Source organism: Candidatus Endoriftia persephonae (assembly GCF_023733635.1).
GTDB lineage: Bacteria > Pseudomonadota > Gammaproteobacteria > Chromatiales > Chromatiaceae > Endoriftia > Endoriftia persephonae.
Map to the genome: position 1 here is coordinate 1,849,395 of NZ_CP090569.1, position 13,629 is coordinate 1,863,023.

Annotated in this window: 12 protein-coding genes and 1 tRNA gene; 6 read left to right on the forward strand and 7 right to left on the reverse strand. The window is 56.6% G+C overall.

All coding sequences use genetic code 11. The features are described from left to right. Nucleotides 1–309: 309 nt before the first annotated feature. Together dgt and L0Y14_RS08280 are read right to left on the reverse strand one after the other, a co-directional pair. Nucleotides 310–1,674 (reverse strand): dGTP triphosphohydrolase, encoded by a 1,365-nt coding sequence (dgt, locus tag L0Y14_RS08275; RefSeq protein ID WP_005961054.1) that lies wholly within the window; start codon nucleotides 1,672–1,674, stop codon nucleotides 310–312. Nucleotides 1,675–1,677: 3 nt separating this feature from the next. Continuing rightward, nucleotides 1,678–1,821, reverse strand: a complete 144-nt coding sequence (locus L0Y14_RS08280) for a diguanylate cyclase (protein WP_240991718.1) — start codon at nucleotides 1,819–1,821, stop codon at nucleotides 1,678–1,680. A gap of 262 nt (nucleotides 1,822–2,083) precedes the next feature. On the opposite strand from L0Y14_RS08280, the gene L0Y14_RS08285 reads away from it, so the two are divergent. Then, nucleotides 2,084–2,725, forward strand: coding sequence for a DUF2959 domain-containing protein (locus tag L0Y14_RS08285; RefSeq protein WP_050798727.1), 642 nt, complete (start codon nucleotides 2,084–2,086; stop codon nucleotides 2,723–2,725). A gap of 512 nt (nucleotides 2,726–3,237) precedes the next feature. Here the strand turns inward: L0Y14_RS08285 and L0Y14_RS08290 are convergent. Together L0Y14_RS08290 and L0Y14_RS08295 are read right to left on the reverse strand one after the other, a co-directional pair. Next, nucleotides 3,238–4,611 (reverse strand): sensor domain-containing diguanylate cyclase, encoded by a 1,374-nt coding sequence (locus tag L0Y14_RS08290; protein WP_006475554.1) that lies wholly within the window; start codon nucleotides 4,609–4,611, stop codon nucleotides 3,238–3,240. Nucleotides 4,612–4,758: 147 nt separating this feature from the next. Continuing rightward, nucleotides 4,759–5,310, reverse strand: coding sequence for a hypothetical protein (locus L0Y14_RS08295; RefSeq protein WP_006475553.1), 552 nt, complete (start codon nucleotides 5,308–5,310; stop codon nucleotides 4,759–4,761). A gap of 107 nt (nucleotides 5,311–5,417) precedes the next feature. On the opposite strand from L0Y14_RS08295, the gene L0Y14_RS08300 reads away from it, so the two are divergent. Together L0Y14_RS08300 and L0Y14_RS08305 are read left to right on the forward strand one after the other, a co-directional pair. Continuing rightward, nucleotides 5,418–6,239, forward strand: a complete 822-nt coding sequence (locus L0Y14_RS08300) for an inositol monophosphatase family protein (RefSeq protein WP_006475552.1) — start codon at nucleotides 5,418–5,420, stop codon at nucleotides 6,237–6,239. A gap of 69 nt (nucleotides 6,240–6,308) precedes the next feature. Next, a tRNA-Asp gene (locus L0Y14_RS08305) sits at nucleotides 6,309–6,385 on the forward strand. 68 nt (nucleotides 6,386–6,453) lie between these two features. Here the strand turns inward: L0Y14_RS08305 and L0Y14_RS08310 are convergent. The 3 genes from L0Y14_RS08310 to L0Y14_RS08320 are packed head-to-tail and all read right to left on the reverse strand — an operon-like array spanning nucleotide 6,454 to nucleotide 9,203. Further along, nucleotides 6,454–7,263, reverse strand: coding sequence for an HAD-IIA family hydrolase (locus tag L0Y14_RS08310; RefSeq protein ID WP_006475551.1), 810 nt, complete (start codon nucleotides 7,261–7,263; stop codon nucleotides 6,454–6,456). Further along, entirely contained in the window at nucleotides 7,260–8,333 is a 1,074-nt protein-coding gene (gene metA, locus L0Y14_RS08315; RefSeq protein WP_006475550.1) for a homoserine O-succinyltransferase MetA, read from the reverse strand. Before metA ends, L0Y14_RS08310 begins: the two co-directional genes overlap by 4 nt. Before the next feature lie 3 nt (nucleotides 8,334–8,336). Then, nucleotides 8,337–9,203: a hypothetical protein gene (locus tag L0Y14_RS08320; protein ID WP_040819986.1), complete on the reverse strand. Its 867-nt coding sequence runs from the start codon at nucleotides 9,201–9,203 to the stop codon at nucleotides 8,337–8,339. 179 nt (nucleotides 9,204–9,382) lie between these two features. Here L0Y14_RS08320 and L0Y14_RS08325 point away from each other — a divergent pair, with 179 nt between their 5' ends. From L0Y14_RS08325 to L0Y14_RS08335, 3 genes are all read left to right on the forward strand, one after another. After that, nucleotides 9,383–10,183, forward strand: coding sequence for a response regulator (locus tag L0Y14_RS08325; protein WP_006475548.1), 801 nt, complete (start codon nucleotides 9,383–9,385; stop codon nucleotides 10,181–10,183). Nucleotides 10,184–10,369: 186 nt separating this feature from the next. Beyond that, nucleotides 10,370–11,434 (forward strand): response regulator, encoded by a 1,065-nt coding sequence (locus tag L0Y14_RS08330; RefSeq protein ID WP_083825183.1) that lies wholly within the window; start codon nucleotides 10,370–10,372, stop codon nucleotides 11,432–11,434. A 16-nt stretch (nucleotides 11,435–11,450) separates the two neighbouring features. Beyond that, nucleotides 11,451–13,427, forward strand: coding sequence for a response regulator (locus L0Y14_RS08335; protein ID WP_005964786.1), 1,977 nt, complete (start codon nucleotides 11,451–11,453; stop codon nucleotides 13,425–13,427). Nucleotides 13,428–13,629 lie beyond the last annotated feature (202 nt).

Consider the following 13,629-nt stretch of genomic DNA (forward strand, 5'->3'; position numbering starts at 1 on the left):
AGCCAGCATTGGAGATGGGATGAGATGAGATTCGGAGCATTGTTCTTTTTGTGATTACCTTGGGTTAACGAGAATAGATCACCATACCCATTACGCTTGACCGCTCTTTATATCATACAGATTCAAAAAGCGTGGTGAGGGCTACTGTTACATGGCTACGCGCATGCCGCTACATCTATCCTCTCTGCACAGCGCTCCAGCTATTCGGAAGCTATTTTCAGCGTCCGTTTGCCACTCGTCAACTACAAACCAGGGCTACCCACGGGAAGATAAAACAGGTTCACACTATGCGAAAAAGCTTACCAGCACTCAGCCTCCAGGCAGAGAGATGCCGGTGACCTTTTTGTAGAGGGAGACCGCATAGGAGTCGGTCATGCCTGCGACAAAATCGGTGAGTTTGAGTAACCGGGCGTAGTCATCCGCCACCGGACGCCGCCCCAGACCGATAAACTGCTCCGGGATCAGACGGATCATCATCAGGCTGCGTGGACTGGCTCGTTCGCCCCGCACAGCAACATCATCAAGCACCCGCACAAAACGCTCCAGCAGCTCACTGATCACCTGGAAACCGGCGGTCTCTATCTCCACCACCTCACGGGCACAATAGAGTTTCTCCCGCGCCACCTCGATCAACTGGTTCATCTCCTGTTGGTGTGGGATATGCGACATCAACGGCTGGTCGAAACGACCCGCCAGGATATCGGCCTCATTGTCGAGGAAGCAGGCCTTGCACTCGATGATCGTCTGATTGATCACCTTGGCACGCAAAAACTCAATCTTCTCCTTATCACCGATGATCCCGTTGAGCCGCTGTTTCAACTTGTCCGGCTGATTTAGTACAGAAAGATAGAGATCCAGTGCGCTCTCAAAACTCAGATGGCCTACCCGATAGCCATCCTCGATATCGATCACCCGGTAGCAGATATCATCCGCAGCCTCCACCAAGAAGGCTAGCGGATGACGGTACCAGATGCCCAACATCGGATCGCGCCGGATCAGCCCGACACTCTGCGCCACCATCTCAAAGTGCTCCCGGTCCTCGGCAGTAAAGCCCGGTTTTTTAGCACTGACCCCATCAAACCGCCCGGATCCGATGCAGGACTCCCGCGGATACTTTGTGAAGGCCGCCAAAGTGGCGGCGGTGAGTTGTAGACCGCCAGGGTTGTCGCGGTTCTGCAGACGGGTGAGTACCCGAAACCCCTGAGCGTTACCTTCAAAATTGAGAAAGTCTTCGCGCTGACTGTCACGCAGCACCCCCACCCGTTGGCTGCCGTAGGCGGAGGTCTCTGCCCAGAGGCGGATCGCATCCTCTCCGGAGTGGCCAAATGGCGGATTGCCGATATCGTGGGCGAGGCAGGCGGCGGCACAGATATCACCGAAGTCCGACGCCTCGCTCGCCACCAGGCGATGCCGGGCGATGATCTGCTCCCCTACCAGGGTACCCAGTGAGCGTCCCACGCTGGAGGACTCTAGACTGTGGGTCAGGCGGGTACGCACATAATCGATCTTGGTGAGGGGGAAGATCTGCGTCTTGTCCTGCATGCGGCGGAACGCCGATGAGAAGACGACGCGATCAAAATCACGCTGAAAGTCGGTACGCGCGGTGATCTCCGAAGGTTTCTGGCTGGAACCCAGCCGCTTGCGGGAGAGCAGCCGCTGCCACTGCATCGTCATCAGCTAGTCCCAACCGATCACGTCGTAGCCGAGATCACGCGGACAGCGCTCGACATAGCGCTTATAGGTGAGATGAAACTGATTCGAGGCGGTTACCAGCAGTACCCCAAGCGCATCCCTGGGGATACAAAAACAGTCACGATTCACCACTATGCCGGCCTCCCTATTGTGAGCGCTGACCTTACCCCAAATCGAGGCCGCTCTGCATCACCCCATCCCGAGCCGTCGCGGCAACCACCGTAGGAGATCCCAGTGCCGTGCCAGCCTTACCTTCTGCCTTAGGCCTGTGGCGGAAGCGCACCAGCCAGCGCAATCAGCAACGCTCCAGCGCCCCCCGGCACCAATGCCAGCGGGCGGCCCACTATGGCAGAATGGTCGCAAACGAAACCATCCAGGACACCCATGCACCATGCTCAATACACGACTCCTCCCACTTCTACTACTCCTGCTCACAGGCTGCTCCACGCTCTACTACGACACCATGGAGAAGGTCGGCTACCACAAGCGCGATATCCTGGCAGACAGGGTGGAGGCAACCCGCGACGCCCAGAGCGAAGCCCAGCAGCAATTCAGGTCGGCCCTGGAACAGTTTGCCGCGGTGATCGAGCTGAAGAATACGGATCTCAAACAGGCCTATGCGGCTCTCAATGACGAATACGAAGAGAGCCAGTCAGCGGCGGACACGGTATCCGAGCGTATTGACAAGGTCAAATCGGTGGCCGATGCACTGTTCGACGAGTGGCAGGAGGAGTTGGGGCTCTACAACAACCAGAGCATGAAGGCGGCGAGCCGGAAAAAACTGCAGCAGACCCGCAAACGCTACGCCAGCATGTTGCAGTCGATGCTCAAAGCGGAACGTGCGATGCAACCGGTACTGAACACCTTTCGCGACAACGTGCTGTTTCTCAAACACAACCTCAACGCCCAGGCGATCGGCACCCTGCGTGGTGAGTTCAGCGCCCTGAAACGGGAGATCGACCAACTACTCGAACGCATGAACCGCTCCATCGAACGCTCCAACCGCTTCATCGACAGCCTGCAGCAGGGATAAACCCACTTCATCGGCCAACCGCCACTTTCACTCCACCCCGCTGAGGGCTCCATGGACATCAACTTATTCAATTTGGGTAAATCACCGCCTCAGGCGATGCGACTCGAAAAGGCTCTGCCGTTGAAGCCTGCTTAATTATTATGGAAGAAGTCCGGGTGAGCATAGATATCGATAAAGGCAGGGATTCAGTCCGCAAAAAACGCACATAAGCCTTTCTGACAACGAACTAAAGTGGCGTCACTGGATTTGCACAATAGCCGTATTGTTTGCGTTATTTGTGGATCATTCTTTTAGCAGGGCTGGTTAGTACACGGGCTTATCCGAGGTAAACGGCGGAAAGGTTTGCCGGCCCCATCCATGAGCCTTCATCAAACTACCCACTTAGCGGGTAGTAAGTGAGTTGGCGGTGAGTATGCAGTCGGGAGCATCCGCACCTGCTCTTCTTCTCCCTGCGAGGTTTCAGCCTGACGTGACCGAGCAAATATTTGACACCAAAGCGCCCGGGCAGCCACCTATTCTGAGGATGTGGCGGGGCGATAACGCACTACCCTGTTGCGTCCCCCCGCTTTTGCCTGATAGAGCGCCTCGTCCGCGTGGCCGATCAGTGTCTGCTCATCCTCTACCTGATCGTCGGGATAGGCGCTGCAACCAACACTGACAGTGACGCTCAGCGAGGTGCCGTTGTTTTCCACCCGCATCTCCTCGATCCGTTTGCGGATGCGCTCCCCCACTTCTGCCACCTGGGATGTAGCAGCGCCCGGCAACACCATGAGAAACTCCTCACCGCCATAACGGATCAGGATATCTTCGCTGCGCAGTGCTTCACGTGCCTGTTCCGCCACACCGGCCAACACTTTGTCTCCGCTCAAGTGGCCATAAGTATCGTTTACCGATTTGAAGTGGTCGATATCAAAAATACAGAGCCCGAACGGACTGCCAGAGCGTCGGCTTCGTCCAAACTCTTCATGCAGACGCGCCAGGCCGAAGCGGCGATTGTAGACATCGGTTAATGGATCGATGGCAGCGATATGCTGCAATTGGCTGTGGGTAAGGGCATTATTCAGGGCCAGACCGTAGCCCTGCCGGACCAGTCCCAATAACCACAGGGCATCCCGGGGAAAGGCCGTACCTGTGGCCAGCACTACCACCCCCTGACTCTGCTGCTTGAAACTGACCGGGATCAACAGGATCTGACTCGGTCGAAAGCTGGTCAACACCCCTTCGACCATCACCTCTTTCGGCAGATCGAGTTGCCGGATCTCACCGCTGTTCAATGCGTTCAGCAGATGATTGCTCTGTGCGATCGACTCCACCCGCTCCAATCCACGGTTCGCCGCGACCTGCAGTTCGCCCTGCATCTCCACAAACACCGCACCAGCCGCAGCTTCGGTATGCTCGATCAACAGATCAAGGGCGTGTTGATTGAGTTCGTCCAGATCCAGCTTTGATGAGAGGGCATGGGAGAACTCACTGGCCGCGTTGTCCAGCTTGCGCGAACGCATCAGCTCCGCGACTAGCTGATTGAAGGCGGCGGCCGTCGCGCCGATCTCATCGTCAGAATCCTGGGGGACAAAACAACTCTTGGCATCGCAGTGGCCCCAGCTTTGCTGTCGCGTCGCATTGTGGATCATCCCTTCGGTGGACTGCATATGCTCCACCAGCAGATTCAAGCGCGGCTGAACCACACCATAGACCAGCAGATAGTTGACCATGGCCAGCAGCACCCCAGCCGCCAGGGTGATGGCGAAAAAACCGGGGCGAATCACCTCGGCCTCGGGAAACTCCAGCATCAGCAGCAGAAACGGAAATATGATGCCAACGACGATGCCGAAACCGAGCATCCAGATGGCCAGGTCGGCAAATACTTTTTTTGTCAGTCGCGGCATGCGTCCCTCTACTCGATGCACTCTTAATGCAGAGTTAGCGGCCGCAAATCAGATCCTCTTAAGCAAATGCCGAATGGGAACCCCATAACGACCTCCCAATCCGGGGATACCGCCATTGCAATTCAGACAAAAAACAGTCGGGCTGAGTCAGCCTACACCGGCATCTTTTGGGGAGCTACCAACCGCCTCCGGCGCCTCCCACCGTGGCAGATCATCCGGTGGCGGGAAACGCTTCACTAGCCCATCCGGCACCTCGAAACGCTGCGCTTGGTAGATGCCGCTCGATTCGAGCACAAAGCAGGCCATCACCGTCAACAGCACCGGCACAATCGCAACCCGGGAGAGAGCCACCATCATGATTCCGCCCTTGTCGCTGCCGGAGGTCGCCAGCAGCGCCAGGCCGATGATAGTACCGCTGATCAGATAACCCACCAGCAGGATGCGTGTACGATTCGCCGCCAGGCGCCAATGCATGCGCACAAACCAGGACACATCCTCAGTCATCGTGGTGGCGCGAATCCAAAGTAAAGCGATGATGCAGAGCGAGAGGGCCAGGGGGATCAGAAACCCCAGATACCCCACATCCATGACGATCGCCGCCGGGGCCATCATCAGATGAAACCCTGCTAGATTCAGCATGAAGATCTCATGCGGGGCCTTGGCCCGCTTCCGTGTGGCCTCATCGACATCAAATAGCATGTATTGGCTCCCAACAAAAGGTATGGTTAATGGCCCGAATCGAGCTAAGAATAGCCTTGGATTCCCACCCCGTCGTTGCGATTACGCAAATTATTGGCCCTCTCTCCATGTCGATATCCAGCTCAATCAACCTCACCGAGATCAGGTCGCTGCTCACCCGGATCGCTGATGCAGAGTTGCTGCCCCGCTTCCAGCACAGCCGCATCAAAACCAAGACGGATGGCTCACTGGTCACCGAGGCGGATTTGGCGATGCAGCAGCAGCTACAACAGCAGCTAATGCAGCTCCACCCGCAGATCCCCGTCCTCGGCGAGGAGATGCCAAGCGACGAACAGAACGCCCTGCTGGCAGACACCACTCAGGGACTCTGGGTGCTCGACCCGCTCGATGGCACCACCAACTTCGCCACCGGCATGCCCTGTTTCGCCGTCTCCCTGGCGCTGATTCACAACAATCACACCGAACTGGGGCTGATCTACGATCCACTCCGGGGTGAGTGTTTTCACGCCATCGCCGGCCAAGGTGCCTGGCTCAACGGAACCCCGCTGCAGTTGAACGAGAGACGTTCGACCCTGGGCGACTGCATTGCCATGGTGGATCTCAAGCGCCTGCCCCCGGAGCTGGGATGCCGCCTGGTCAGCGAGCCGCCCTATCGCTCTCAACGCAGCATCGGCAGTGTCGCACTCGACTGGTGCTGGTTGGCGGCGGGCCGACTGCAGCTCTACCTGCACGGCAGCTCACGCCTCTGGGATTATGCGGCGGGACGGTTGATCTTCAGCGAAGCAGGCGGCATCAGCCGCCTGCAGGAGAGCTTCATGGCCAACGCTGACGACAACCAAAGCCTGCACCCCAAAATCGCGATCGCAGCCACCAATCGCCATCTGTTTGAGCTGTGGAGCAGTTGGCTAGATACGGCGAACAAAAAATAGTTAAGGGTTTTTCTGTGATGACTGTTGACCTGCCAAAAAAAAGCCGTATACTGCCGCGCTTCTTCCAGTGGAGCGGTAGTTCAGTTGGTTAGAATACCGGCCTGTCACGCCGGGGGTCGCGGGTTCGAGTCCCGTCCGCTCCGCCATCTTCCCTGCATAATTCTTTGCGCAAAAGGGCTCTGACAAAGCCCGGCTCTTAGCACCATTTCACCCTCTAGCCTGACCGCAGCAACGTCAGAGCGTCGCTCAGTTGCTCCAGATTATCGCAGTCCCAATCCGCGCGCGGCAAACCTTCAGGCCAGGGCTTCCCCGGAGCAAAGCGACCGGTTCTGACCAGTGCTGTTCGCATTCCCAAGCGCGCCGCACCGGCAATATCGGTGTCGGGACGATCCCCCACCATCAGGCAGTGCTCCGTCTCAATTCCCAGCCGTTGCAGAGCAATCTCAAACAGCAAGGGTTGCGGCTTGCCGATGATCAACGGCTCCACTCCGGTGGCTATCGCAAATGGCGCCAGCAGGGCACCCCCACCGGGCAGGATACGATGGCAACCATCAATGGTTGCGTCCACCGTGGTATCGGGATTGGTACCAATCAGACGGGCGCCCTGTTTGAGGATCAGATTGATACCGGTGGTGAGGCTCTCATAGTCGAGCCCGGCGCCCTCCCCCACCACGACAAAATCTGCCGCCTGCTGATCGGCAGTGCCCACCTCGGCCAGCGCCTGGTGCAATCCAGCGGCACCCACTGCAAAGTAGCGAAAGCCGGGCTGTTGTTCGGCCAGATGGAGGGCGGTGGCCTGGGCCGAGGTGATGATCTGTGCCGGATCAGGGCGCTCGAAGCCGAGCCGGGCCAGCTTCTCCGCCACCGCAGCTGGCGGCAGGATCGGGTTGTTGGTGATGAAGGCGTGCGGCAGAAAGGCGATACGCCGCATAAAGCTGGCCGCATCGGGCAGCGCCCGTTCACCGTGGTAGAGCACGCCGTCCATGTCGAGCAGGACGGCATCGATCCGGCCGGCCGCGCTCACGCGCCTCGCAGGCCCAACGGATCTTCTGGATCGACCCCTTCCATGAAGGGGAGCCGGCGATCCTGGTGGGTCACTTGATAGACGGTGCCGATCCAGTTGCCGAGTACCGCCTCGGCTGTATCGTGCCAGGTGTTTTGCAAAGAGGCGGTAACCAGCGCCTCGGGAAACTCTGGCATTGGCCCGCCTGCCGTTTTCGCACTGAACAGATGATCCTGGTACTCGTCGAGGATCGCCTGGTCACGCAGCCGAAAGTAGTTGTCGGGAAATGGCGGATACTCGGACCTGTGCCCCTCCCAGTAGAGCATCACTTCGCGTTTGTACTCCTTCAGCAGGCTGATAGTGTCGTACTCCGGATGCCCCTGGAAGTAGACCACCCGCAGGCCGTCGGCGCTCACCGCCAGATGCACCCCCGCCTCTGCACTCTCTACCAACACCTTCAGGCCCGCCTGATCAAACTGCTCCCGGCTGATCTGGTTGAAGCGGGAGTGCGGCACATCGAAACGGGTGTTGATGTCATTGACCAGCGGATGGTGGCGATCCACCACATGGTGGTTGAAGACTCCCCACAACTTGCCCTGCATTGGAGTGCGTCGCTGGTTGTGGTGAAACTGCATCACCGCGTGGGTCGCCAGGCAGGAGCAGAGCACCGAGGTGACATTCTCCAGCGCCCAGTCGACCACCTGGTTGAGCGGCCCCCAGAAGGGCTCTTCGGAGAGGTTCGGGTGGGTAACATTGGCACCGGTGATGATCAGGGCATCCAGTCCCTTCTCCTTCAGTTCTTCAAACGCGCTGTAGTGCTGCTCGATATGCGCTTGGGCCTTCGCTCCCCGCGGCAGTTCATTCAGGGTAAATGGGTAGATGTAGATCTGTGCAATCTGGTTGGCCTCCCCTACCAGATGGAAAAACTGCCGCTCAGTAGCCTCCAGAGCCTTGTCGGGCATCATGTTGAGCAGACCGATATGCAACTCACGGATGTGCTGTTCGATGGCCCGCCCCGGCGGCAGGATATTCTGTCCCTCCTCGCGCAGTCGTTCAAAGGTGGGAAGTTTCGAGTGGGCAACTAAAGGCATGCGCTATTCCTGCTCATTTTCAGTGTTCGACTCACGGGCGATCACCCGCTCGATCAGGGCGAGGAAGTCATTCACATTCTGCACCAGGCTGATCTCATCGGTGGAGACGGTATAGCCAAACTCCCGGGCGATCTGTTCGTAGCGGGGGATACGCGCACGGAACAGGCGTGGAAACACCCAGCGCACAAACTCCAGCGGTTCGATCATCGCCACATAGGAGAGGTCCTGCTCTTGCATAAAGATCTGCAGCTGTTCATTGAGGAACTCCTCCCGATAATAGAGTGGCTTGGGAGCCTTCTCGGCACGCGCGATCAGGTTAGTCTCATCCCGTTCGGTGGCCTGAATGTAGAGGATCAGGGTGTGCTCGGCGATGCCTTCGATCACCCCGGGCTCGTCCAGCTCACAGAGGCTGCCGCCAACATCGTTGATGAAGTGGCTGTAGCCGTAGATCTTGTTGGCTTTGTGGATGAAGGCGGGCACATCCCGCATCGCCGCGATCTCCGCCTCGCGATGCAGTCGCTGGCGGCGTTTGAACTCATTCAGGGGCATACCGCCGAGTTCCGGGTTGCCGAGCATGCCGAGAAAGGCGGAGACCGGCTTCAAGTGATCCACAGTGAGATTGTGGTTAATGAAGATGGAGTCGGAGAGCAGCAGATCTCGCAGGGCCGGGATCTGCATCGCCTGGGCCTTGATCTCGTCCAGGATCGCCTCATCCAGATAGCGGGTACCGATGCGGTAGTCACCGGAATAGTGGAACCAGTTGCTGTTGCGCAGGATATTGGAGAGGCGGGTCTTGCCCACCCCGGACATCCCCATCAGGGTGACGCACTTATTGTTCCATTTGCGGAACTGATCAACACTCAATCGCACCGTGAGGCCCTCGATTTATCGGAAGCGCCGATTTTACGGGCCAATGCCGGCCGTGCAAAGCCGACTATTCTGCGACCTGAAGAAAACGCCTCGCCTGCCGTAATCTACTGGAGAGAATTCCAGCCTGTCGAATATGCCGAGATGTTGATAATTATGTTTTCAAGCAAGGAGCGCGTGCGATGCACAGAATCGAGATGAATGAGCTGTCTGTCATCGTGATCGAACCCTCAGTTACCCAGAGCCACATCGTCGAGCGTTATCTGCACAATCTGGGGGTGCGCACCATCGATATGCTGAAAAACGGCGCCAGCGCCCTCGAGGAGATGCGCCGCACCCCTCCCGACCTGGTGATCAGCGCCCTCTACCTCTCCGATATGACCGGCACCGATCTGGTGCACAGCATGCGAAAAGAGAGCCAACTGGCCGATATCGCTTTCATCCTGATCTCCAGCGAGACCTGCTTCCGCTATCTCGACCCAATCAAGCAGGCGGGCGCGGTGGCAATCATCCCAAAGCCTTTCAGCCAGGATGATTTGCAGATCGCGCTCCAGGCGACCCTCGACTTCATCGACAGCCCTGACATTACCCTTGAGAACCTCGAACCCGAGTCACTGCAGGTGTTGTTGGTGGATGATAGCGATATGGCGCGAAAACATGCCCGTCGGGTGTTGGAAGCGATGGGAGTCGAACAGATCACCGAGGCCAGAGACGGCGAAGAGGGAGCCTATCAGGTCAGGGAGCACTATTTCGATCTGGTGATTACCGACTACAATATGCCACGCATGGATGGCCAGGAGCTGGCGCACTTCATCCGCAACAGCAGTGATCAGCCAAGCTTGCCGGTCATCATGTTGACCAGTGAGTCTAATGAACACCGCCTCGCCATGGCGCGCGAGGCCGGCGTCTCCGCAATCACGGGAAAGCCCTTTGAACCCAACACTCTGAAGCGCCTGCTAGAGGAGGTGCTGCGTGAAGCCTGATACCAGGAAGCAAACACATAAAGCAGGGAATTAGTCTAATTCTGATTTGTGACAATTTCACAATTCCGATAGGTATGGGTGCTAACTCAAACAGGGCATCTGTTATCATTAGCTAGTCATTGCCGAAATGAGCCAGAAATACACTCACAAGCGGAACGGATAAAAGGGAAACAGCTGGAATCTACTATGCCCCAGGTTCTCATCATCGATGATCAAGCGATAAGTCGGATGATCCTTGAGGAGCTCATCGGCTCCATCGAAATAGGCGCCACCATCATCACGCGGGCCTTCGAAGATCCGATCAGTGCCCTCAGCTGGGCCAAAGAGAATCCGGTCGACCTGGTCATTACCGATTTCAAGATGCCCAACATGGATGGGGTCGAATTCATCCAATGGCTGCGAAAAATCCCCAGCTGCAGCGACGTGCCTGTAGTCATCATCACCTGTGTCGAGGATAAATCGATCCGATACAAGGCGTTAGAGTCTGGTGCTACTGATTTTCTCGCTAAGCCCATAGACCACCCGGAGTGCCGTACCCGCTGCAAAAACCTGCTGACCATGCGTCGCCAACAGCAGATCATCAAGGATCGCGCCTGCTGGCTGGAGAAGGAGGTGAAGGAGACAACCCGGGAGCTGGAGCGCAGAGAAAAAGAGACCATTTTTCGACTCGCCAAGGCAGGCGAGTTTCGTGATGAGGATACCGGCAATCACATCCTCAGAATATCCCGCTACAGTGCACTCATCGCCGAAGAGATCGGCCTCTCCCAGGAACAGCAAGAGCTGATCCGTCACTCCGCGCCGATGCACGATCTTGGCAAGATTGCCATCCCGGATCATATCCTGCTGAAGCCAGGAAAACTGACGCCAGAAGAGTGGGATGTAATGAAACGCCATTCCGAATATGGCCACAGCATTCTCAAAGATAGCCCGTCAAGCTATCTGCAAACCGGGGCAATCATCGCGCTTCACCACCACGAACGCTTCGATGGCAGCGGTTATCCGATGGGACTTCGTGGTTTCAGTATCCCTCTAGAGGCAAGAATTGTAGCGGTTGCAGACGTATTCGACGCACTTGTCTCGAAACGCCCTTACAAGCCCGCCTGGTCTAAATCTGAGGCGTTAGAATATCTGGCTCACGAAAGAGGCCGGCATTTCGATCCGGATTGTGCCGATGCCTTCCTGCGACGCTTAGGTGACATTAGCGATATCCTCAAAGACCTTCCCAAAGAACCAAAGGTAAACAGTAACTGACTACCAAGGACGCCTGATGGATAAACGGAGCCAATCACAACACAATGTCCTACCCGGGTTGAATCAATTCCCCGACCTGGAGATAGAGCATGCAGGTATTCGCCTGTTGATCTCTGTGCCACTTTTTGTGTGGTTTGCGGCTCAAAGTTATCTATTTTTTGACTTCAGTCTGACAAAAGTCCCCTTTCTCGTTGCTTGTGGTTATATCCTGATCTCAGCAGCGCTACTAGTCAGAATCATCAACTCACCGGTTCCATCCAAGCCGCGACGACTGTTTGGGATACTCGTCGACATCGCCTCAATCTCTCTGCTACTGCGTTTTTCCGGTGATCAGGGGCTTTTTCTCGTCGCGCTCTACCCTCTGTTCATTGCTAGCAATGGTTACCACTTCGGCACCTCCTATCTCTATTTCACACTGGCTACCACAATCCTTGGAGTCGCCGCTGCATTCATCAACATTCCGTTTGATGGCGCTCATCTTGCGCAGGGCATTGGGGTGATCCTTGCTTTTATCGGTTTCAGCACATTCTTCGCCTCGATCCTTAACAATTTAACGCCCTCGGCGCTCAACGAACTCGACACCTACGACGATCTAGATGATCGCACCTCAACCGGCACTCCGCTCACTGACCTGCCAGGAATGCAGGAGCGCGCGGCATCCAACGCAGAAGATGGACGCCCTGAATCCAACACCAATAACAGTGATGAAATACTGGCAACTCCGCAGGGCAAACAGCGGGTATTGGTGCTCTCCCATGACTCAACCCATGCCGAGCGCCTGGGTGAGTTTCTCGGCGAATGGAACCACGATTTCCGCATTGTACCCAACAGCATACGCGCTTTCGCCACCATCTTCGGCGCACTGGAAAATCCTGACGAGACCCCTTTCAGCGTAATGATCGTCGACCAACGCCATCTTGATGTGGACCCGATCCAGATCTCTACAGCGATCGACCAGGAACCCAGGCTTTTTGGACTAATTCTGATCTATATCGGCCCCCGTCAACCTGAAAGCTACCGGGAACGTCTCTCCGCCTCCGGCTACACCCATATCCTGGAGACACCACTGAACAAATCATTGCTGTTTGCAGCAATACGCTCGCAACACGGTATCAGCGACGAACGCACACAGATCACCAGCCTGCTGGGGCGACTGCACAAACAACAACAGCCCGTGCTGCCACCACAAGACATTCTCCTGGCTGAAAGCAACGCCAGTGACCGCAATCTGATGGAGCGCATCCTGAAACGCGCCGGTCATAAAGTTTATACAGTGGAGAATGGGGAACAGGCGCTCGATGCTCTCGAGAGCCACCACTTTGACCTGGCCATAGTCAATATGGCAATGCCCGTAATGAGCGGCATCCAGGTCATCAAACTCCACCACTTCACCCGCTCTGTCACCCGCTGGATGCCGTTCATCGTCATCAGTGAACAGAACACTCCAGATACTGTAAGAGAGTGTGAACAGGTCAGAGCTGACGCCTGTATGTTCAAGCCCATCGAGTCCCATGAATTTCTCAAAGTGCTCACTGAGACCATCCTTGCCGGAGAACCGGAGTCAGACAACTCAGCACTCATCGAGGAGCGGCCAGGTCAGGCCACAACCCGTTTTCACAATCCGGAGATCCTGGACACTCTGGTCCTCGACAACTTGGAAAATCTTGGCAATGCGCCCGATTTTATTGCCGATCTGGTAAACCGCTTTACCCTCGAAAGCAACCAGATTCTGGAGCAGATGGAGACGACCCTCAATACAGGCGACGCCCCCGCATTTCGCTACCATGCCCATCTGCTAGTTGATAGCGCAGGCCATTTAGGAGCCTTTGCGCTCTATGAGATGAGCCTCAGTGCCACACGAATCGACGACAAGAGTTTTGATGAAAAGGCCCCCGGACTACTGGAGCAGATGAAATCTGTTTATGCGCTCACCAGTACACGCTTTACAGAGTACCTCTCGGAGAGAGAGAATTCGGCTTCCCGGCGCTCCTGAACGGTGCGTACCAGCTAAATCCAACTCACACGGAAGGCTTCCACATCGACACTCCGATACACCCTTATGGATCAGAGGAGCTTGCTACCCTCGAGTCCCGCCTCACCCGCTTCTTCTCTCGAGAATATGCTCAACAGCCGACATCCCCCGATGCACTTGAGCCGTTCATTCAGTGCGCCAGTGAAGGCCCCACCTGGGAGGT

Bases quoted from the DNA above. Each gene is read 5' to 3' on its own strand.
- dgt (WP_005961054.1), bottom strand. From the start codon at position 1,674: ATGACGATGCAGTGGCAGCGGCTGCTCTCCCGCAAGCGGCTGGGTTCC.
- L0Y14_RS08285 (WP_050798727.1), top strand. From the start codon at position 2,084: ATGCTCAATACACGACTCCTCCCACTTCTACTACTCCTGCTCACAGGC.
- L0Y14_RS08290 (WP_006475554.1), bottom strand. From the start codon at position 4,611: ATGCCGCGACTGACAAAAAAAGTATTTGCCGACCTGGCCATCTGGATG.
- L0Y14_RS08295 (WP_006475553.1), bottom strand. From the start codon at position 5,310: ATGCTATTTGATGTCGATGAGGCCACACGGAAGCGGGCCAAGGCCCCG.
- L0Y14_RS08300 (WP_006475552.1), top strand. From the start codon at position 5,418: ATGTCGATATCCAGCTCAATCAACCTCACCGAGATCAGGTCGCTGCTC.
- metA (WP_006475550.1), bottom strand. From the start codon at position 8,333: ATGCCTTTAGTTGCCCACTCGAAACTTCCCACCTTTGAACGACTGCGC.
- L0Y14_RS08325 (WP_006475548.1), top strand. From the start codon at position 9,383: ATGCACAGAATCGAGATGAATGAGCTGTCTGTCATCGTGATCGAACCC.
- L0Y14_RS08330 (WP_083825183.1), top strand. From the start codon at position 10,370: ATGCCCCAGGTTCTCATCATCGATGATCAAGCGATAAGTCGGATGATC.
- L0Y14_RS08335 (WP_005964786.1), top strand. From the start codon at position 11,451: ATGGATAAACGGAGCCAATCACAACACAATGTCCTACCCGGGTTGAAT.